General features: G+C 62.6%; 14 protein-coding genes. 5 read left to right on the forward strand and 9 right to left on the reverse strand.

The window, feature by feature from the left end:
- Positions 1-145 precede the first annotated feature (145 nt).
- Positions 146-958 carry a class I SAM-dependent methyltransferase gene (locus HV711_RS00405; RefSeq protein WP_035476628.1) on the forward strand — a complete coding sequence of 271 codons (813 nt, stop codon included), beginning with the start codon at positions 146-148 and terminating at the stop codon, positions 956-958.
- 156 nt (positions 959-1,114) lie between these two features.
- Here HV711_RS00405 and HV711_RS00410 read toward each other — a convergent pair whose 3' ends face one another.
- The 3 genes from HV711_RS00410 to groL form a co-directional block, all read right to left on the reverse strand.
- Positions 1,115-3,958, reverse strand: coding sequence for an AMP-binding protein (locus tag HV711_RS00410; RefSeq protein WP_035476606.1), 2,844 nt, complete (start codon positions 3,956-3,958; stop codon positions 1,115-1,117).
- Positions 3,959-4,093: 135 nt separating this feature from the next.
- Positions 4,094-5,752, reverse strand: coding sequence for an AMP-binding protein (locus tag HV711_RS00415; protein WP_035476604.1), 1,659 nt, complete (start codon positions 5,750-5,752; stop codon positions 4,094-4,096).
- Positions 5,753-5,801: 49 nt separating this feature from the next.
- Positions 5,802-7,424, reverse strand: coding sequence for a chaperonin GroEL (gene groL / locus HV711_RS00420; RefSeq protein ID WP_035476601.1), 1,623 nt, complete (start codon positions 7,422-7,424; stop codon positions 5,802-5,804).
- 386 nt (positions 7,425-7,810) lie between these two features.
- Between groL and HV711_RS00425 the strand changes: the two genes are divergently transcribed.
- Positions 7,811-8,395, forward strand: coding sequence for a hypothetical protein (locus HV711_RS00425; RefSeq protein WP_035476599.1), 585 nt, complete (start codon positions 7,811-7,813; stop codon positions 8,393-8,395).
- A 71-nt stretch (positions 8,396-8,466) separates the two neighbouring features.
- Here HV711_RS00425 and HV711_RS00430 read toward each other — a convergent pair whose 3' ends face one another.
- The 5 genes from HV711_RS00430 to HV711_RS00450 all read right to left on the reverse strand — a co-directional run bounded on the left by HV711_RS00430 (position 8,467) and on the right by HV711_RS00450 (position 14,518).
- A complete protein-coding gene (locus HV711_RS00430) occupies positions 8,467-9,186 on the reverse strand; it encodes a Bax inhibitor-1/YccA family protein (protein WP_035476597.1) in 720 nt (239 codons plus the stop codon).
- Between the two features lie 298 nt (positions 9,187-9,484).
- Entirely contained in the window at positions 9,485-9,715 is a 231-nt protein-coding gene (locus HV711_RS34055) for a hypothetical protein (RefSeq protein ID WP_425195011.1), read from the reverse strand.
- 613 nt (positions 9,716-10,328) lie between these two features.
- The gene (locus HV711_RS00440; protein WP_244142631.1) at positions 10,329-11,366 is read right to left on the reverse strand and encodes a PAS domain-containing protein; all 1,038 of its coding nucleotides are present in this window, start codon (positions 11,364-11,366) and stop codon (positions 10,329-10,331) included.
- Between the two features lie 898 nt (positions 11,367-12,264).
- Positions 12,265-13,572: an SUMF1/EgtB/PvdO family nonheme iron enzyme gene (locus HV711_RS00445; RefSeq protein ID WP_035476590.1), complete on the reverse strand. Its 1,308-nt coding sequence runs from the start codon at positions 13,570-13,572 to the stop codon at positions 12,265-12,267.
- A gap of 133 nt (positions 13,573-13,705) precedes the next feature.
- A complete protein-coding gene (locus HV711_RS00450; RefSeq protein ID WP_425195012.1) occupies positions 13,706-14,518 on the reverse strand; it encodes a helix-turn-helix domain-containing protein in 813 nt (270 codons plus the stop codon).
- A gap of 480 nt (positions 14,519-14,998) precedes the next feature.
- Between HV711_RS00450 and HV711_RS00455 the strand changes: the two genes are divergently transcribed.
- The 3 genes from HV711_RS00455 to HV711_RS00465 all read left to right on the forward strand — a co-directional run bounded on the left by HV711_RS00455 (position 14,999) and on the right by HV711_RS00465 (position 20,141).
- A complete protein-coding gene (locus tag HV711_RS00455) occupies positions 14,999-16,639 on the forward strand; it encodes a methyl-accepting chemotaxis protein (RefSeq protein ID WP_035476588.1) in 1,641 nt (546 codons plus the stop codon).
- Between the two features lie 235 nt (positions 16,640-16,874).
- Positions 16,875-19,478, forward strand: a complete 2,604-nt coding sequence (locus HV711_RS00460; protein WP_035476586.1) for a 2-oxoglutarate dehydrogenase E1 component — start codon at positions 16,875-16,877, stop codon at positions 19,476-19,478.
- Positions 19,479-19,751: 273 nt separating this feature from the next.
- Positions 19,752-20,141 (forward strand): response regulator, encoded by a 390-nt coding sequence (locus HV711_RS00465; RefSeq protein WP_013590857.1) that lies wholly within the window; start codon positions 19,752-19,754, stop codon positions 20,139-20,141.
- A gap of 30 nt (positions 20,142-20,171) precedes the next feature.
- Here the strand turns inward: HV711_RS00465 and HV711_RS00470 are convergent, their stop codons facing one another.
- Positions 20,172-20,657 (reverse strand): universal stress protein, encoded by a 486-nt coding sequence (locus HV711_RS00470; RefSeq protein WP_035476584.1) that lies wholly within the window; start codon positions 20,655-20,657, stop codon positions 20,172-20,174.
- Positions 20,658-20,841: the final 184 nt, after the last annotated feature.

Raw genomic sequence — 20,841 nt, forward strand, 5'->3', positions numbered from 1 at the left:
GCCTGGAACCGTTTTGCCTTTCGCCGATAAAATCAAGCTAAAGGACGCCAACATCGCGAGAATTTGAAGATTTCCATAAGGCCGCCGCCATACTGATAGCAAATGAATGCTCGTTCGTCGCATCGTTCTGATACCGGGAGTGGATATGTACAGGCCCGTCGATCGACAGTTGGTTCCCGCGATTCATTTGAAGCAAGCCAAAGAAATCTACTCCAGGCTTTGCCGGGAATACGTGGCACACCGGAGGGGCGATGGCGAATATCTTGAGTATGTACGTTCGGTCATCGCCAACGATGCCAGCCTCGACCGCCATGTTCGCGTCTTCGAGATTTATGCGCCGTACATTCAGGACGGGATGAAAGTACTGGACTGGGGATGCCGGCATGCCCCAGATTCCTGCCTGTTACGTGCTCTTCATCGAGATATCACCATATATGGCTGCGATCTGTGCACCGAGGGCCAATTCCAGGAATTCCACGACTACGCGGAATTGTCGTTCACTCCTCTCAGCCACGAATATCTGCTGCCATACAGAGATAACGAATTCGACGCAGTCGTCGGCAGTGGCGTACTGGAGCATGTGGCCCGCGAACAGAAAAGTCTCGACGAGCTTTGGCGTGTCATCAAGGATAACGGACTGCTGGTGATTACGTTCTTGCCAAACAGATGGTCGCTGACTGAGAACGCTTGTCGACTCCTGAAGAAGCCCGAAGGCCATAATCGGTTATATAGTCTCGGCGACGCGAAGCGTCTATTTCTCAAGTCGGGCTTTGTGCCGGAAGTATGCGGCTACCATCAGTTCTTCCCGACGTTTGCAAAGGGCGTAAAGGGCGGCCGTGTTCTCAATACGCTCGCAAAACTCGGCATGAAACTGAATCGGCCTCTGGAGCGGGTACCGATTGCGAATGCTGTCTCGAGCAACCTGTTTTTCGTTCTTCGTCGAGTGCACGAGATGTAGACGGAAGACGGACACAAGAACCGGGCAATGCGGCTATCGGTGTGGCGACGCCGCGCCAGCCGAGCCGCGCAGTCAAAGTGGCGCTGACCGGGACAACCCATGTCGTCGGTGAGCAGAGCCGGAGTCATCGCGTGCAAATCTTCAATGCGGAGTCGGTCACCCGGCGTCGTGGTGAGCGGGAATTTCCAGTGGAGAGATTTCGCTCAAAATCTTTTCTCCGCAATATGCGGCGATGGCGTCTCGCGCCGCGTCGCGCAAGCTTGCTGCCGCCTTCATGTCTCCCCCCGGCGGAGCGAGGGCCGCAAGCACGGTGACCGTCACATCGGCTCGCACGGGCCACCACTGTCCGTCCGGCAGCACGGCGCGTGTGCCCGCGATTGCAACGGGTATGACGGGTCGGTGCGCGACGCACGCGGTAACAAAAGCGCCTAGCCGGAATTGCCGCAGGCCTGCAGATCTGACAAAAGTTGCTTCAGGGAAGAAGAGCAGCGAAGCTCCGCACATCGCCTGCTTTACCAGCGCGCGTTCGTCGTCGACCATGCGCCGATAGTCGACGCGTTCGACAAAACGTACGCCTATCGCGTGAAGAAAACGGCCAACCAACGGCGTGCTGGCCAGCTCTCGCTTTGCAACGATATGGAGCGAAGAAGGAAGGGCAGCGAGCAGCACGACGCCGTCGAGATAGCTCGCGTGATTGGCGACGACAATGGCGGGCCGCGACGCGTCGATGAGGTCGGCACCGCGCACCGTTATGCGAATCCCCGCAAGCTTCAGCGAGAGGCGCGCCGCGCGCGATGCGATCACCCAGTTTCGTTTGGCATCCGGATTCCATGCAATTGCTAACCATGCTGGTACGGCTATCAGGACAATGCCGAACCAGCACCATGCACCGTAGGCGAAGCGCTTGCCGACAGTTCGTAATCTCCGGCCGACCGGCAGTATGGTATGCACGCCGATATCGAGCCACTGACGCCACGCCGCGCGCGGGAGGAGATGCCCGCGGCTGCGCAGGTAAAGATCGAGGGTGGCTGAGTGGCGAATCTTCCCGCTGGATGTCTTGAGGATACTGTGTGCGGGAACGAGAGCGACTTCTTCTGGCGGTGCGCCGAGCAGGGTCACAGATGCTTCGTTGATGGCAGTGCGCATTGCCGCGAGCGCGGCCGGGTCAGTGGCGCGAGTCTCCGCGATCACAATCAGCCGGTCGGTGCCGGTCTCGACGTCAGGCGCTCCGCATACCGCGACACAACCCGCACGCACGCCAGGCAGTAGCCCAACGGCCGCTTCCAGTTCGTAGGGGAAAAAGTGACGCCCAGCCCGAATCACCAGATCCTTCACCCGGCCCGTGATGAACAGTTCTTCATCGGCCATGTAGCCCAGGTCGCCGGTGTCGATCCAGCCGTCGTGGATAAGCCGCGCGGTGAGGTCGGGATTCTGAAAATACCCGCGCGTCGCAGACAAACTGCGAAATTCGATCCTGCCGACCGCTCTCTCGGGTCGCTCGTTGCGCGCCGCGTCAACAACGCGGATCTGATTGCCGCGCAATGGACGTCCGCACGATACCAGTTCGAGTACATCGTCAGGCGATTCTGCTTGCGCTGCATGCTGCGAGTTGGCCAGTCGGGCACGGCTGATGCGATCTGTTCGCAGGCCTCTGCCCGGCTCCGAAAACGTCAGGCCCAGCGTGTTTTCGGCGAGGCCGTAGACGGGGGTAAGGGCGGTTGCACTGAAGCCATGGTTGGCAAGGCCAGAGGCGAATGCCCGCATGGTGGATGCGCTAACGGGCTCCGCACCGCAGAACGCAAGCCGCAAGGAGGACAAATCGACGCCGTCCAGCTCGGCCTCCTCGATCTTGCGCGTGCAACGTTCATACGCGAAGTTGGGTGCTGCGCTCAAGGTGGCGTGGTGGCGACTGATCGTTTGCAGCCAGCGCGCCGGACGTGCCAGGAACGATAGCGGGGACATGATAATGAGGGGAATGCCGAAGTAGAGCGGGCCGAACCATGCACCGATTAGACCCATGTCGTGATAGAGCGGGAGCCAGCTCGCGAAGACGTCGTCTGCCTCGATCCGGGCAGTCTCGCCCATCGCCCGAATATTGGCGAGCAGATTGGCGTGCGTGAGGACGACACCTTTCGGCGTGCCGGTGCTGCCGGACGTGTACTGTAGTAACGCGACGTCTTCGGCCTGCGGGACGTACGTTTCGGTATCCGTCTCGCCCATGAGTTCAGGCGCTGTAACAATGTCATGGAGTGTTGGGATGCGCGCCTTGGCCAGAAGTCGGGCTGCGCGCGCGTGCGAGGGCGCGATCATCACACGAGCGCGGGCGTTGGAAAGAATCGCTGCGTGCCGCGCGAGATGATCGTCAATCTGCGCCGAGCGTGCAGGTGGATAGACCGGTACGACAATGGCGCCGACGAGCAGAATGCCAGCGAAGCAGGCGAAATAATCGCTGCCGGTGGGCAACATGAGTGCGACGGTATCTCCGGGACCGACACCGAGCTCGCGCAAGCCGCGTGACACCCGCAGGGCGGCCGCGTGCAACGCCGCGTACGTTATCGCGTGCGACGATGCGTCGTCTTCCAGAACGACGATGTGAGTACGTTCCGGTCGTCGCGATGCATGCCACTGCAGCACTTCGACCAGGGTTCCTGCGTCGCTGGGCGGATCGAGCGCACCGCCCCGCGCGCTGAGTTCCACCGCGCCGACCGGGGGAGCAGGCCGCCCCGACGCATTCCCATCGAGGGCGCGCAACAGATCTCGCGGCGTGAGCGCCTGCCCGAACACTTCAAGGGGAAATCGCACGCCAAGCGCTTTCTCGATGCGGCCGAGCAGCTCCGTGCGCGCGAGACTGTCGAGCCCCAGGTCGCGTTCAAAGTAAGTGTCGAGTCGTACCGATGGCGGCTTCTGTCCCCCGGGACTCACCTCAGCCGCAAAGGCGTCGATGATCTGGAGCAACCGCTGCACATTGGCCGGTGAGCGGCTGACGGCGTCGTCGTTCATATCGGATGAGCCCTTCGGGGTCGGACTTCCAGCGTATGCGCGATGCACACGACAACGCTTGATCGTCATCAATCGCCGCACTGTGGTTAAGGCCGCAATGCGGGCGTCGTAATGGCGCGTCCAATTGTGTGTTCGTCAGATCAGCGCGCGGCGCAACACTTTGCCGAGCTGGTCCACAGGCAGATGTTCGCGGAACTCGACGAACCGTGGAATCTTGTACGCGCTCAAGCAGCTACGGCAGTGCGCCAGCACGACCGCTTTGGACAGATCCGGCGACGCAGGGACGATGAACAGCTTGACGGCCTGTCCCGACCGTTCGTCCGGCACCCCCACCACGGCTGCGGCGCTTACGCCGGCGAGCGCGGATACCACCGCTTCCACTTCCGATGGATAAACCTTGAAACCCGACACGATGACGACGTCTTTCTTGCGGTCCACGAGAACGAGCATTCGCGTCGCCGTGAGGTAACCCATGTCTCCTGTGCGGAGCCAGCCATCGGAGGAGAGCACCCGGGCCGTCTCGGCGGGATTCATCCAGTAACCCCGCATGACCTGCGGTCCGCGGACCCACACTTCGCCGATGCCTCCGGGCGCGACCCGGTCACCGTGGTCCGTGCGGATGCTGAGTTCCGTTGAAGGCAGTGGGTAGCCCACCGATGCGGAAAAGTGCTTAGCATCGCTCGGATTCACGCATACGACCGGCGATGCCTCGGTCAGCCCGTATCCTTCGATGATCGGCATCCCCGTCGCGGCCTGCCATCGGGCTGCAACGGACGGGTGGATCGCTGCTCCGCCGCCGATGACAAGGCGCAGACGCGACCAGTCGATAGTGTCGAACCCTGGCGCGTCGAGGAGCGCATTGAAGAGTGTATTCACGCCTAACAGCGCATTGGGGCGCGTGCGGTGCAAGACTTTTACGAGTGCCGGGAGGTCGCGCGGATCAGGGAGGATGATGTTGTGTCCGCCGATGTCGACGAACGTAAGCAGACTGGCAGTCAGCGCGAATATGTGAAAGAGCGGCAGCGGCGTGAAAACGGTTTGAGGCGCTGCACAGAACGCGTGGCCAAGCCATGCCCGGATCTGTGCAACGTTCGAGCTGAGGTTGCGGTGCGTGAGCATTGCACATTTTGGGGTGCCTGTCGTGCCTCCCGTGAACTGCAGGAGCGCAACATCGTCGAGGCAGGCCGAGGGTCGATCGTCGCGGGTGTCGTACGGGCGGGACAAGGCGGCGCTAAATGTCCGGTACTCCCTTCTCGTTGCGGGGATAGAATCCCGGACAACCCGCTGCACAAAGTCCATCGCAGCGCGTTCTGGCAGCGGGAGCAGGTCGCCGACGGCGACGGATACCACGCTCTTCGCCTGGTGCTCATCAAGAATATCGTCCAGTTTCCAGGCGACATTCTCGAGTATGACGAGGGCTGAAACCGCCGCCGTCGACAACTGGATCTGCATCTCGAGGGCCGTGGCGAGCGGGTTGACGTTTGCCACGACGAGCCCTGCGTCGAGGACGCCAAAAAAGGCCACGACGTAGGGCAGCCCATTCGGCAAGATGATGGCCACGCGCTCGGACGGCCCGAGTCTGAGTTCGCCGAGCAGAAACGCGGAGAACTGGCGCACATATCGGGCAACCTCCCGATAATCCATCGTATGACTGAATGAACTGAACGCCGGGCGTGTGGCGTAACGCGTGCAGGCCAGCTCGAACATCGCGGGCAACGTTCGAACATCTGCGGCATCGAGCGCTGCGACGGGCTGTTCAGGCCCATCAAGGTTTGTCGTGTCCGCGCGGGTCATGGCTCGTGATGTACGCACTTCGTGAGGCCTCCGGCGTGATGGACGGTAGTCACGCGAACTCCGGCCTCGGGCCGCCGCGGCCAGGGCCGAATGCACGTTGCGGCGCTGGCCGCACAATCATGCAGTCGGTCGTCAGCAGGAGGGACGCGACCGAGATCGCGTTTTGCAGCGCTGTGCGCGCCACCTTCACCGGATCGACGATGCCGCGCGCGATCATGTCGCCGTATTCACCGTTCGCCGCGTCATAACCGAACGCGCCATCGGCTTGTGCGACCGCGTGCACGATGGCTTGCCCGTCGGCGCCGGCATTCTGTGCGATCTGCCGCAACGGTGCGGCGAGTGCGTCGTGGACGATCCGCGCCCCGATCCGATGCGTTTGTGTGTCGCCGCATCGCTCCAGTGCGCGGCGCGCGCGCAGCAGCGCGACGCCGCCGCCCGGCACGAATCCTTCTTCGACGGCGGCCCGAGTCGAATGCAGCGCGTCTTCAAAGCGGTTCTTGCGCTCGCGCAACGCGGTCTCGGTCGCCGCGCCGACACGGATTACCGAGACGCCTCCTGCCAGCTTCGCGAGGCGCCGGTTCAGCGCGTCGCGCTCGTGCGGGTCGGAGGCTGCCTCAATCCGCTTCTTGAGTCCCGTGATCCGCTCGGCAATGCGTGCATGGTCGCCATGGCCAGCGACGATCGTCGTTGTCTCGCGCGAAGCCTCGATGCGCCGCGCGGCTCCGAGGTCGTCGAGGGTGGCACTCTCGAGCGTACGGCCGGTCTTCGGCGAGATGACCGTGGCACCCGTGAGCGCGGCGAGGTCCGTCAGTTGTTCAGTGCGGCTTTCGCCGAACCCCGGGGAGCGGATCGCGCAAGACCTGAAGGTGCCACGTAGATGATTGACAACGAGCGTAGCGAGCGCCTCGCCTTCGATCTCGTTGGCGATCACGAAAAGCGGCTTGCCGGTAGCCATCACCGCTTCGAGAACCGGCAACAATTGCGCGACGGACGACACGTTCATGTCGCACAGCAGCACGCGCGGCTCGTCGAGTGTGACATCGCGATGGTCTTCGTCCACAAATAGCGGCGACACGAAGCCGCGGTCGATCAGTGAACCCTCGACCGTTTCCAGTTCGTCATCCAGCTTCGAGCCGTCCTCGATGCTGATGGCACCTTCTTTGCCGACACGCTCGACCGCCTTGGCCACCAGCATCCCGATGCTTGCATCGCCGCTTGCGGAGATGGTCGCGATCTGTCGCATTTCGTCGGCCGACGCGCATGGACGCGCGAGCCGGTGCAGTTCCTCGACGACGCGCTTGCCGGCTTCTTCGATCGCGCGCTTGAGCGCCATCGGATCATAGCCAGCGCTCACGCATTTGTTGCCTTCGATGACGATGGCCTGCGCGAGCGTGGTCGCCGTGGTTGTGCCGTCGCCGGCCACTTCGCTCGTGCGTGTGGCAACCTCGCGTAAGAGTTGCGCACCCATTTCCTCGTATGGATCAGCGAGATCGACCGATCCCGCGACCACCACGCCTGAATTGGCAACCAGCGGTGCGCCTGGCGGGCGCTCGACGATCACATTTCGACCACCTGGCCCGAGCGTGACCTTCACGGCTTCGGCGAGCGCGTTCACGCCGTTGAGCAGCAATTGCCGGGCGTCCTGATGGAAAACGAGCGTTTCGTGGGACACGGCTGACCTCCGCAAGATGAGACGGTGGGTGCCCGCGTTGCACAAGGGACGCGACCGTCCGCCCATTTAAGCCGTCTTGCACGGCGTCGGGATTGATCTGCATCAACGCCGTGCGGGCGGCAAGATGAAGTCGCCAAGGTGGCAGCAGGGCACTTTTTCGCCGGGAGGCCTGCGCACTGCACACCTGAGTCATCAGGATTCCGGTGATCTGGTGGCGCGCTTGTATTGTTTGCCCGACCTTCGCGCCGTTGAGGCACTTGACGCGAATCAATATCCGCGCTGGGGGGGCTGCTTACGCTGAGAACTGGAACGCCGGCGGACAGCAGTTAATCCTACGCATTCGACTGTGCGCATTTCGACGTTGTTGTCAAAAAGCGGTGCGAATCATGGAAGACGCTCTCGAAAGGCGTGCCCTGTTGCTTCATCTGGGACGCGTGCTGCAATTGATTGCCCGGCTCAACGAGGCGGCAGTCTCGGCCACGAATGTGGAGGAGGTGATCGGCCAGAATCCGATTCTCGAAGAAGAACTATTGCTCGCGCATCTGCTTCCGGATTTGCCGCTCGACGAGTTCAGAGCCCGGGCGCTCCATGCCTTCTGCCTGTGGCCGCAATGGCTCCTCGAGGACCCGCTTGACCGGGGCGCGCTGAGTGCATCGGTGCATGACCATCTGTTCAAGGACAATCCGCAGGGCTGGCGTGCTTACGTGGCCGGGTTGCGTCGCGACGTCGCGTGGTTCGGTATCCAGCCGGCGAAGCCCGGGCGTGCGTCGCGCCGGGCCCGGGCGGCTCCGCTTCCGTTGGACGATGCGCCTGCGCCTGCGCCTGCGGCTGCCGAGCCCGCCACGCGCCGGACCGCACGGGACGTCGAACGGGATCTGGGTGCCGCATCAGAAGGGATTGAAAGCGTGGAGGGGGCGCGACCACGCAATGAAGGCCGCGCGGACGAGCAGCGCGTCGCTCAGTGGGGATAGGAACCATGCTTTCAGGGAGACGGGGGCGCGCGGCTATGTCAATGGCACGCCATATGGACGCGACCGCGAGATCAACGCCGACGGTTACCTAGCAGACGCAGCAGCATAAGAAAGATGTTGAGGAAGTCCAAGTAAAGCGCGAGGGCACCGATGACCGCGTGTTTGCCGGCAAGGTCGCTATCTTCGCCGGATGCATAAACGCCGCGAATGCGCTGCATGTCATACGCGGTGAGCGCCGTGAACAGCAGCACGCCGCACACGGAGACCACGAACTGCAATACCGTGGAGGCAAGGAACAGATTGACGAGCATCGCGATCAGGATGCCGATGAGGCCCATGAAGAGGAAAGGTCCTAAGCGGGATAGGTCGGTGCGCGTTGTGTAACCATAGGCGCTCGTTATGCCAAAAGTGGCCGCGCTGATGACAAAAACATGCCAGATGCTCTCGCCCGTATATACCAGGAATACGCTGGAAAGCGACAGCCCGACGAGCGCGGCATAGCCCCAAAAGGCGAACCTGGCGGCACCGAGGCCTATGCGCTCGATGCGAAAACTCAGCAGAAAGACTGGCGCAAGCGGGGCGATCACCACGATCCAAAGAAGCGGCGTTGAGGCTATCGACTCATACAATCCGCTGGCCGCTCCAAGATAGGCAACGACGCCCGTCAGTACCAGGCCCGCGGCCATGTGGTTGTATACACCTACCATGTATCTTGAGAATCCGGCATCGGCGCTTTCGAGTCGGCGTTGAGCATCTACCGGCCACCCGCTTTCAGTCAGTCTGTGTTTCATGGTTGACGCTCCCGTTAACAATCCGGCGCTCTCCGACGGACGTGGCTATAGAGGACCAACGGAACCGTGGCCACCCTGCCATGTGTCCTTTCACAAACGTGAACAACTGCGGGCCATACGCGAGTTCAGCGAGGACCGCGCGGCTGCGAGGATGCACGCAGACAAGGGATACGAATACGAACGACCCCGGCAGCGCCAGAAAGCAAATGAAGAAGATCCGCTTGAGCATACCGAGCCTCGCTTATAGCCATGTGCGATCTCAGACTAAGCTCTCGCGCGGCGGTGAGATTGATGCACATCAACGGCGAGACACATGACCGTAGTTCAGCTTTTCGGACTCGAGCGGGCGAGCCGTCCAGCCGAGCGGCGCGAACACGTGACCGCCGGCGAGGTCGATTGGTTTGACGAACCGTTCGAGCGATACGCCCGCGTCAATATGCACGGATGCGTTGCTAATGAAGTGCTGCGTCCACAGCCACGGCACGCGCCCCCCGGTTGATGTCGTCGACGCTGCAGGCGCCGCCGTCATAGCCGGCGTCCGGAGTGAACAGCGGCCCGTGGAAGGCGACGGGCAGAAGCTGCTGAGCGCTGTCCTCGTAGGGAAGACCGGCGTGTCGTTTATATGGCACGCGCTCCCAGGCGTCGCCCGATTGTTCATCGAGCGGCAGCCGGGTGAGATAGGCTCACGGCGCCCGAACGAAGCAAAGTTTGTGGAGCCGGCAAACGGCGTGCAGATCAGTAGCTAGCGCCATGGCGAGGCCTTGAAGTGTCGATTGTGACCAACGAACATGTCATGCATGACACGCCTTCTGCGTCAAACACTGTATTCAGTGTAGGGCCGCCCGTTCGACCAGCCTATGCGTTTGAATTACTTCGACGGCGTCTGGCCGCTCCGGCTAAGTCGCAGCCTTGCTGAGTTGCGCCATCTTGGCGGCGAACGGGACGACCTCACAATATGTCGTGTCCATCTATGTCGTGCGTCTCTCTTACGCTTCAGTATGCATATAAGCTCAAGAAGGCCGTGCACTATGATCAGCTCGACTTCAGAACACTCGAGGCAAGGCAGTTCTACTGCAATGAAGAGTTGCGCTTGAACCGCCGCCTTGCGGAATCTGTGTATCTCGGGGTCGTGCCTCTCGTCGTCAATCCGCAAGGGACGATTCAGCTCGGTGGAAAGGGAGCTGTCGTCGACTGGCTCGTGGAAATGCATAGGCTTCCAGCACATCGCATGCTCGACTGGGCACTCCTGCACGGCACGGCGGGCAGTGGCGACGCCCACGCCGTAGCCCGGCGCCTCGCCGAGTTTCATATGAAGCTTCACCCTGAGCACATCGCGCGTGCCAGATACCGGCGGCGAACGCGTGCGGCGTTATGCCAGCCCATTCGATTTCTTCGAGAACGAGCCGATTGCAACCGTGTTGCGCGACGCGCGTCTCGCAGACATGGATCTGGCATTGAACTGTATGCCTCATTGCGTTTTCCGCTGCGGAACGATCTGTGTACTCCGGGCCAAGGCATGGGCACGACGAGTACGGGGCGCCTTCGCCAATTTCCTCGCCACGAGCTATCCCGACCGCGCTCATGCGGTACTGAGCCAGCGCGCGCGGGGAAAGGTCGGCTGCGATACGTCGTATTGCCGTGGCCATCGCGTCCAGCTGAGCGGCAAGCTCATGAATCCCAGTCAGGCGGTCGGTAACGTTCATAGGAACATACTGCGAGATATCCGTCTCATGCAGGGCAAGAGTCATCTTCAGTGCGGAGATCCGCTGACCCAGATCGTCATGAAGTTCGCGCGCAATGTGCTTTTTCTCGTCTTCCCGAGCGCTCTGGACGAGTGCCGAGTCGGCGGCAACCCGTTCCAGTTCATTGAGCCGACGCGACTCGGTGAGGTCGCGCGTGATTTTTGCGTATCCGACCAGGTCACCGCCCTCATTGCGAACGGCGGTCATAACGACATTTGCCCAGAATCGACTGCCGTTTTTTCGGACCCGCCAGCCTTCATCCTCTGCCCGGCCATGATCTCTCGCAGCAGCGAGCAGTCGCGCGGGCTTTCCGGTGCGCGAATCTTCATCGGTGTAGAAAACGGAGAAATGCCGTCCCAGTATTTCGTCTGGAGAGTAGCCTTTGGCGCGTTGCGCACCCGGATTCCAGCTTGCTACGTTACCAGATCGGTCGAGCATGAAAATCGCGTAGTCCTCCACGGCGTCAATCAATAACCGATAACGGTGATCGAGCTCGACCTCGCTGAGATCGGCGAAGTCGTGAGGCGAGAAGTTACCGTGAGCCACAAAAGCCTCCCTAGCATTGCGTTGGCGCGAGCGGACGCAGGGCTGTGGCGACCAGCGACGGAGAGACAACCTGGGCGTCAGAGCGAACGAAGCGGTAACAGCTACTGCTAGCCCACTTAAGACAGGGTAGGACGTAGACGAAAAAATAAAAGCGCGCTGGCTCACCTAGGGTTCGCCATCGATTTGCTAATGACGATATGCGTGACAACAGGCGCGAATCTGGTACACCTGCTTGACGGAAAAATTGAACGCGCTTACCGGCCGTCCGATTCTATCCCCCGGGCGCGCCGCAGGACGATCCGAGATGCTGAACTCGCTCTGGCATTTCAGGAGGCAGCTGGTGAGAGGCCTGGAATGTCTGTACATGAACTCGCGCGGTCGTTGCGCGTCACTTCAAGGAGGATAGAAGTAATACTCCCGGACTTGGCGGCAACTATGAGAAGAGAGGAAGAATTTGAAAGGGGCATTGAAAGGGCTGGTAGGCGTCGCGCGCGTAGGCAACGGCTCGTGCAGAGGCTGCATGAGGTCAAGAGAGAAGTTGAGGCAACCGGCGGCCGGCTTACAGTGCGCGTTGCTCGCTCGAAGATAGGAGGCTGGTTCTGGGCCGGCACGGAAAGCAGTCGTATACTCAAACTGGTAATGCGAGGTAAACTTTAGTTAGGATCAGATCATACTCAACCCATGGCATTGGGCGCATGTCTTCCGCTCACCTCAATATTTGCCATGGGGAGAATAAAGCATAAGTCGGCAGGTATTTGCAATAAAGCATAAGGCCGTTTTGGCGATCAACTTATGCCTTATTTGTCACACCCCTCACACACCGAAACCCCGCATAAACATACTGATAATGCGGCTGGAACCAGTTGCGAAACGTCGGCCGCAACATGCACTGTGCGGTGCGCGCCGACCCGCCCTTCAGCACATAATGCTTCCCGTCAAAGAAGTTCGCCGAATACCCCAGATAGAACGGAAACGGCTCGAAGCCCGGCAGCGCGTCGAACAGACTCGAGGTCCACTCCCAGCCGTTGCCGAACTGGCCCTCCACGCCGAATGCGCTGACGTTGTCGGGATAGGCATCCACGGGACGCGGGTCCCAATGGCGAAACTCGAAGTTGCCTGGGCCCGCGTGCGGCGCACCTTGGGCGGCACGTTGCCATTGCGCTTCGGTGGGCAGCGCCTTGCCCGCCCAGCGCGCGTACGCGCTCGCTTCCGCGTGGCTCACGTATGCGGGCCAGTCGAGCGGCAGCGGCACTTCGTCGAACATCGTGCGCAACGTCCATTCGTCGCGTGGGCCCTGCGCATCGCGCCGCGACCAGCATGCCGGATGCTCGATACGCTCGGCTTCCTTCCACGCCCAGTCCTGCTCGGACCACCACTTCGGGTCGCGATAGCCGCCCGCGTCGATGAATTCCCGAAACGCGCCGTTCGTCACCATATACCGGTCCATCTCGAAGGCCGGCACGTCCACGTGCAATTCGCCGAACTCGTTGTCCCAGCCGAAGCGCCCGCCGTCGCGCGGCATGCCGAGCGTGGTCGAACCCGCAGGCACGCTGACCATCGACGAAAGGCTGTCCGCTCGCCCCGAGCTGCTCACCACGGGTTCGCGCAGATCGGTGACCTTCTGCTCCAGCGGCAATTGATGAAGCATGTACGCAAGCGTCTCTGCGTGCATCAACCGATGCTCGATCGCGACATTCAGTAGTTGCTCCGAGGCGCCAATGCGCGCGGAGTCGGTCAGTGTGCGCAGTTCGCGGTCGATCTGTTCGCGGGCATGCAAGCCGTACTCCCGCACGATCTGGAGCGAGGGCCAGTCGCCAGGTTGATCGGTCGGAAAACCGCCGTCGACGGGGTCGATACCGAATGCGAAAAGCTGATCCAGTTGCGGATCGAACGCCGGCAGCTCGAACAGGCGCTGATCGAACAGATTGCGGTCAAAAGCTTCCAGATGCCCGATATAAAACACGATGCGATGCCGCTCGCGGATCGGCCTTTCGTAGAGAAACTCGGGCTTGACGATGGAGAAGAGCGCGTCGGTAACCTGACGCGCGTCGATCAGACGCTGAACAAGCGGGTGATGCGGACCGGGATCGCGGTACATTCGCCGGGTCTCCTTGCGGGGGACGGACTAAACAAAGACTGTACCCGCTCGCAGATGCCATGCCAAGGCAAAAGGCCCGCCGGAAAAACGTGGGAAGGGGCGCGGGCGCGCGGTCCGCGCCCTTTGCTCGCACTCAGACGTGCCGCAGACCGTCCAGATCGACGATACGGATGTGCTTGCCTTGCGTGTCGATCAGGCCGCGTTTTTGAAATCTTGACAGGGTGCGGCTCACGGTTTCGAGCGTCATGCCGAGGTAGCTGCCCATGTCTTCGCGGGTCATGCGCAGATTGAATTCGGCCGACGAATAGCCGCGCTGCGCGTTGCGCTCCGACACGTCAAGCAGAAAGGCGGCCACGCGTTCGTCGGCCGACAGCGAGCCGAGCACCATCATCTGTGCGGCTTCACGCACGATCTGCTCGCCGAGCAGCTTGTGCAGGCGTTCCTGCATCGAGCCGATTTCGCGGCACAGCGACTTGAGCGCGGTGTAAGGAACGATGCACACGGTGCTGTCTTCCAGCGCAACCGCGCTGCATGCGTGCCGGTCTTCGCTGATGCCGTCAAGGCCGAGCGCTTCGCCCGCGAGCCGCAGGCCCGTGACCTGTTCGCGTCCGTCGCGGTGCGCCATCACGGTTTTCATCGAGCCCGAGCGTACCGCGTAGACATTGTCGAAACGGTCGCCGCTGCGGTACAGCGCTTCCCCGCGATGCACGGAGCGCGCCGAGCAGATCAGCGTCTCGAGTTTCGAAAGCTCGTCGGTGGACAAGCCTTGCGGCATGCAGAGCTGGCGCATCGCGCAGCTCGAGCAGCGCGCGGCGCTGCGCGTCTGGGTACGCGCGGCGGCCCACGGCGTCGCGCGGCGGCTGCCTGAGCGTGGCGGCGCGCTCACGGCGGAACCGGTTGGAAGGGCCGAATCGGCGGGATGAGCGGCGGCGGTGGAGGTGAGCATGTCTGAGCCAATGTCAGGGGTAATGACCCATTGTCCCACCGGCTCTGTCCCCCGTTTAGCGGCAAAATGACGCGCTCGCGCGCTCAGGCACCTTGCGCGGCGTCAGAGCCGCGCGCGCGACGCAGAAGCGTCTGAGCGCATCTTCCTAATCGCAAAAACGCTTACTCAACCTTTCCCGCCTACGGTGGCTTTCCCACGCCCTCGCAAACGTTTGGCGAATTTTTCACTTTCTCGTGCCGACGCTCTCAAGGTTTAGGATTTTTTGTCGTCATATCGTATGAGGAAAGCGACGGCAACGAGAAAGGGGCGGATTCCACGCGCCCGCGCCGGCGCCCGCCGGGCTTCCGGCGTCATTGAAGTGAATTGCCTTCAGAGGGGCGGAGGTTTTCACGCTAAAGCGCCGCGCGACGCCGCCATGCCGCGGCCGGCGCGCGCTTCGCGACAACTTGGATCGTGCGGTTGGGGTAAGGAATTAGACACATGAAGATTTCGAATTTAAGAATCGGGGTTCGTCTTGGCTCAGCCTTCGCGCTGATGGTCGTGCTGCTGGTCGGCACGGCGGTTGTGGGCATCGAGCATCTCGAGTCCACCAACACGAAGATGGACGAGATCGTCAGCAATCGCTACACGCTGATCGCGCTCAGCAATCAGATCAAGAGCAACGGCTACAAGGCAAACGGCATTCTCAGCAATCTGCTGCTGACCACGTCGCCGGACAGAGCCAAGCAATATATGGACGACTATGCGGCCATCCGCAAAGCCAACGCGCAAGCGTATGCCGAACTCGAAAAGCACCTGACGAGCGATGAAACCAAGGCGCTCTTCAAGCAGCAGTTCGACGCCCGTTCGGCCTACGGCGTGAGCGTCAAGAGCTTCTTCGATCTCGTCAGCAAGAACCAGCAGCAGGAAGCGCGCGACGTCTATCAGGGCGACATGGCGCGTCTGCAAGACGCCTACTACGTCCTCGTCGACAAAATGGTGGACGTGCGGGCCGAGCGCATGGCGCACGACGTTGCCGATGCCGTCGCGGAGGCGCATCGCGCAAAGCTGCAGATGATTCTTCTCGCGCTGATCGCAACCGTAATCGCCATTGCCACCGCTATCTTCATCACGCGCACCATCACGCGGCCGATCAACCGCGCGGTGGTGCTCGCCGAAGCGGTCGCGGCCGGCGATCTCACGCATCAATTGCAGATCGACTCGACCGACGAAGTCGGGCGTCTTCTGAGCGCGCTCGAACGCATGACCGGCAATCTGCACGGCATCGTCGCGCAAGTGCGCCAGGGCACCGACACGATCAGCCAGGCGACGCGCGAAGTGGCGAGCGGCAATATGGATCTGTCGAGCCGCACCGAGCATCAGGCCAGTTCGCTGGAAGAAACGGCGGCGGCGATGGAGCAGCTGACCTCGACGGTCAAGCAGAACGCCGACAACGCACGCGAAGCGAACCAGCTTGCGTCGAACGCTTCGGACGTCGCAGTAAAGGGCGGCGATGCGGTGAACCAGGTCGTGAGCACGATGAGCGCGATCAACGAGTCGTCGCGCCGGATCGTCGAGATTATCGGCGTGATCGACGGCATCGCCTTCCAGACCAACATTCTCGCGCTCAACGCCGCCGTGGAAGCGGCCCGCGCGGGTGAGCACGGCCGCGGCTTCGCCGTGGTCGCGAGCGAAGTGCGCGGCCTCGCGCAGCGCAGCGCCGTCGCGGCGAAGGAGATCAAGGAGCTGATCGCCGACTCGGTGAATCAGGTCGGCACCGGCGGCAAGATGGTCGAGGAAGCCGGGCAGATCATCAGCGAAGTCGTGAAGAGCATTCGCCATGTGACCGAGATCGTGGGCGAGATCAGCGCCTCGAGCAAGGAGCAAAGCGAGGGCATCGAGCAGATCAACCACGCCGTCACGCAAATGGACAAGGTCACGCAGGAAAACGCCGCGCTTGTCGAACAGAGCGCCGCGGCCGCGCAGGCTTTGCAGGACCAGGCGCAGCAGCTTACTCACACCGTCAGCACCTTCAAACTCGACCACGGCGCGTCCAGGGTGCGGCGCGCCGCACCCGACTCGCATGTGCATCGCACGAACGACATGAGCGACGCCAATGCGTGGCTCGTGACAGCCCAGTAGAAGTCGAGGCAGGCAACGGACGGAGACACGAGCCGGTCGCGCGGACCGGCTCGATAAGAAACCGAAGACGGAGCGCTACGGCAAGCCCGCACCCGCATGGCGTTCTTTCCCGTTTTGCTGTCTGCCGAAGGTCGCGGCGAGGTGCCGCGCTGCCGTCGAGGGGCGCCTGTTGCCCCGAGCATCCGGACGTGGACAGCGAAATCCAATTAACGATTTCATCCGCACGCTATCCACCATGTCCCACGTCTCTTCTGAATCGATTGTTCTTTCCCGCTCGCCGGCCAGCGCGGTTCTCGAACCGGCAGGCGACCTGTCGCCGGTCGCGCGGACGCTGCAGGTCCGGCGCTTCATCGACGCCTTCCGTCAGCACGGTCACCGCCAGGCGTCGCTCGATCCGCTGCATCTTGCGGCCGTGCCCGAGGTGCCCGAACTCGACCCCGTGTTTCATGGGCTCGAACCGGCACAGCCGATCGGCGCGGAGAACCCGCTGCTGCCGCCCTCGGCTGCGGTGCATGAACTGGAGCGGCAACTGCGGCGCGTCTATTGCGGCGCGATCGGCCTCGATTTGAGCGGCATTCGCGATCCGCAGCGCCGCGCCCAGTTGTCCGCATGGCTCAAGGCGGAGCAGCTGGCGCCGTTGCCGGCGCGCGGCGAGCGCCGCCGTCTGCTGCGCCGCCTCGTGGGCGCCGAGATGTGGGAGCGACACGTGGCGGCGAGCTTCGAACATGCGAAGCGCTTCTCGCTCGAAGGTTGCGAGAGCCTCGTGCCGCTCGTCGAAGCAATCGTCGATCAGGCTGCGGCCCAGGGTGTCAGGCAGGTGTTCGCCGGCATGCCGCATCGCGGGCGGCTGAACATGCTCGTCAACGTGATGGGTGTTGATCCGGCGACGCTGCTTGCCTGCCTCGATCCCGATTCGGAGGCGGCGGCCGTGCAGCGGGACCTGCCTTACCACCTCGGCGGCAACACAGTGAAGCAGACGCCCGACGGCGACGTGGCGATCTTCCTCGCGCCCAATCCGTCGCACTTGCAGAGCGTGTATCCGGTGGTGAGCGGCATGGCGCGCGCGTATCAGGACGAGCATCGCGGCTTCGGCTGCCTGCCGCTCGTCGTGCACGGCGATGCGGCGTTCGCGGGGCAGGGCATCGTGATGGAAACCCTGAACATGACGCGCAAGGACGGCTACGCCTTGGGCGGCACGGTCCATGTGATCGTGAACAATCAGATCGGCTTTACGACGCCGAACCGGATGGACGCCGAAGCACAGTCGTATTGCACCGACATTGCGCGGATGATCGACGCGCCCGTGATTCGCGTGAATGCCGACCGTCCCGACGAGGTGATGCGGGCGGCGAAGCTTGCCTTGCGATACCGGATGGAGCACGAGGCGGATATCGTGATCGACCTCATCGGCTACCGGCGGCTGGGTCACTCCGAGCATGACATTCCGGCGCTCACGCAGCCGTTTCAACAAGCGGCCATAGCGACGCATCCGACGGTCACCGAGTTGTATCACGCGGCGATCGGCGAAGAGACGCCACTCGAGGCGCTGCGCGCAGAGTCCCTGCAGCATCTTCAGACGCCGTCAGCGCAAACGTTGTCGCGGCCGCGTGCGGACCGGACGCCGCCCACGAAGCGCAATAAGCGCACGAAGCGCACGCGGCCTTTGTCGCTCGCGCGCGTGCAGTCGCTGACCGCGGCGCTGATCCGCACGCCGCCCGAAGTGCAGCTGCACGATTTCGTGCGCAACGTGACGGCGAAATGGCAGAAGAGCGTCGCCGATGAATGCGCCGCCGTCGACTGGTGCTTCGCGGAAAACCTGGCCTACGCGACCTTGCTGGACGACGGGCACAGCGTGCGCATCTCCGGCATGGACGTCGGGCGCGGCACGTTCATGCACCGTCATGCGGTCTGGCATTCGCAAGGCGGCGCGGCGCCCGCGGTCGAGCCTTATGTGCCGCTGCAAAACCTCGGCGTGCATCAGGGCGAGTTCGACATCGTCAACTCGCCGCTGACCGAAGAAGCCGTGCTCGGCTTCGAATACGGCTACAGCGTGCAGACAGGCTCGCGGCTGGCCATCTGGGAAGCGCAGTTCGGCGACTTCGTGAACGGCGCGCAGGTCATCATCGATCAGTACATCGCCCCGGGCGAGTACAAATGGGACCAGCCGTCCGGCTTGACGATGCTGCTGCCGCACGGCCACGAAGGCGTCGGTCCAGAGCATTCGACGGGATACGTCAGCCGCTTTCTGCAACTGTGCGCCGGCGGCAACATGAAGGTCGTGATGCCATCGACTTCCGCGCAGTGGTTCCACCTGCTGCGCGAGCAGGCACTGAGCGCGGAGCCGAAGCCGCTCGTCGTGATGTCGCCGAAAGGGCAGCTGTACGGCAACATGCGCTCGCATTCGCCGCTTGGCGAGCTGATCGGCGGCGCGTTTGCTCCGGTGCTGCACGACAGCGGCGTTGCTTCGCCTGATGACGTGACCCGCGTGGTGCTCTCGAGCGGCAAGTTCTACTACGACTTGCTGGCGGCGCGCGATGCCTCGGGCGACACGCGAACGGCGCTCGTTCGCGTGGAGCAGTTGTACCCGTTCCCGACAGGCGAGCTTGCGGTTGCACTCGCCGCTTTCCCGAAGCTCACCGAGGTAGTGTGGGCGCAGGAAGAGGAAAAGAACCACGGCGCATGGCATTTCGTGCGCGATCATTTGCAGCAGGCGGCGCCGGCGAACTGCCGCATCGTCGACGTGTGCCGGCGCGAGAGCCCGTCGGGCGCGCATTCGTCGATACGCGCGCATCGCGACGAGCAGCGGCGTCTCGTCGCGGCGGCACTGACGCGCGCGTGAAGTTGCAAAGTCAAGCAGTTGGTCTGCCGGGTTGCCGTTGAGTTGCTATTGTTAACAGAAGCAGGCGCGCAACAGGCGAGGGTGTCGTGAGCGGCAATGCATCGTGCCGCGCGGCGGCAGCCTCGCCGTTTCCGGCTTCGCTTTCCTGCTGGCGGCGCGCGTGACGCTCGTGCAAGCGTCGTGCACATCTTGTGCAAGCGCGCTGCAAGCAGGGCGGCGCGTGTTGGCATGCGCGTTGCGAAGCAGGTTGTCGAAGCGATAGGACAAGGGCACATGACAACCGTATTGCTGGTCGATGACGACGCCGAGGCGCTCGATGCATGGAGCATGATCTGCGCCGCCGAGGGCTACGATGTGAAAACCGCGCTCGACGGCAAGTCGGCGCTCGCGCAGTTCATGGCCGCACCCGTCGACGTCGTGGTGGCCGACTGGCGCATGCCGGTGATGTCGGGCAGCGAGTTGTGCCACCGCTTGCGCACGCTGCCGGGTCTCGCCGACGTCGCTTTCATACTCGTCTCGGGCGAGCCGAGCCCGCCTGCCTTCGTCAGCTTCGACGGCTTTCTGCGCAAGCCGGTGGAGGGCCCGGTGTTGCTTGCCACGATGCGGCGCCTGCTGGAGGATCACGTTACGCATCGCGCATTGCAACGAGGCGGGCCGTCCTGATGCTGCGTGCCGCTCGCGGCAGGGGTGCGTTCAGGACGAGGCCTGCGCGTGCGCATCGTCGGACGGCTTGCCTGCTGCCGACGGAATCAGCAGTACCGGCAAGCGCGCCTGGCGCACGCAACGCTCGGCGACGCTGCCGAGAATGAGGCGTCGAAAGCCGCGTCGGCCATGCGTGCCCATGACGAGCAGATCGGCGTTGAAGTCGGCGGCGGCTTGCAGCACGGCCGTTGAAACGTCGTCGAGCGACGCGGCTTCGCCTACCACGATCTCGCCCTTCACGCCTTGCGCGTCCATGTCGCGCGCAAACTCCACGCCGAGTTCCTTGCCTTCTTCGATGAGACGCTCGCGCAGCACCGACGGGTCGTAGCCCGGCGCCTCGAAGTACAAGGGCGTGTTTTCGACGACATAAAACGGCTGCAAAAGCGCGCCTGTGGACTTGGCGAGCGCGAGCGCCGCCTCGAAGGCGCGGCGCGAAGTCTGGCTGCCGTCGACCGCTACAAGAATGCGTGTGTACATATTCACTCCACGTCAGGTTGCGAGCTTCCATGATGGTTCATCAACCCGCGTTCGGACAGGATGTCAATCAAGCGGTTCACCAATTTTGACGCGCGGCGCAAGGAGTCCGCCCACGTTCACGCGAGGCGCGACGGCTTGCCGCGCCATCGCGGCGACGCGACACGCGGCGAATGCCGCCGGGGTT

It is taken from the genome of Paraburkholderia phenoliruptrix, assembly GCF_902859825.1.
GTDB lineage: Bacteria > Pseudomonadota > Gammaproteobacteria > Burkholderiales > Burkholderiaceae > Paraburkholderia > Paraburkholderia phenoliruptrix.

Coding starts and splice junctions, on each gene's coding strand:
- HV711_RS00405 (WP_035476628.1), top strand. CDS start 146: ATGTACAGGCCCGTCGATCGACAGTTGGTTCCCGCGATTCATTTGAAG.
- HV711_RS00410 (WP_035476606.1), bottom strand. CDS start 3,958: ATGAACGACGACGCCGTCAGCCGCTCACCGGCCAATGTGCAGCGGTTG.
- HV711_RS00415 (WP_035476604.1), bottom strand. CDS start 5,752: ATGACCCGCGCGGACACGACAAACCTTGATGGGCCTGAACAGCCCGTC.
- HV711_RS00425 (WP_035476599.1), top strand. CDS start 7,811: ATGGAAGACGCTCTCGAAAGGCGTGCCCTGTTGCTTCATCTGGGACGC.
- HV711_RS00430 (WP_035476597.1), bottom strand. CDS start 9,186: ATGAAACACAGACTGACTGAAAGCGGGTGGCCGGTAGATGCTCAACGC.
- HV711_RS34055 (WP_425195011.1), bottom strand. CDS start 9,715: ATGACGGCGGCGCCTGCAGCGTCGACGACATCAACCGGGGGGCGCGTG.
- HV711_RS00440 (WP_244142631.1), bottom strand. CDS start 11,366: ATGCTCGACCGATCTGGTAACGTAGCAAGCTGGAATCCGGGTGCGCAA.
- HV711_RS00445 (WP_035476590.1), bottom strand. CDS start 13,572: ATGTACCGCGATCCCGGTCCGCATCACCCGCTTGTTCAGCGTCTGATC.
- HV711_RS00450 (WP_425195012.1), bottom strand. CDS start 14,518: ATGCTCACCTCCACCGCCGCCGCTCATCCCGCCGATTCGGCCCTTCCA.
- HV711_RS00455 (WP_035476588.1), top strand. CDS start 14,999: ATGAAGATTTCGAATTTAAGAATCGGGGTTCGTCTTGGCTCAGCCTTC.
- HV711_RS00460 (WP_035476586.1), top strand. CDS start 16,875: ATGTCCCACGTCTCTTCTGAATCGATTGTTCTTTCCCGCTCGCCGGCC.
- HV711_RS00465 (WP_013590857.1), top strand. CDS start 19,752: ATGACAACCGTATTGCTGGTCGATGACGACGCCGAGGCGCTCGATGCA.
- HV711_RS00470 (WP_035476584.1), bottom strand. CDS start 20,657: ATGTACACACGCATTCTTGTAGCGGTCGACGGCAGCCAGACTTCGCGC.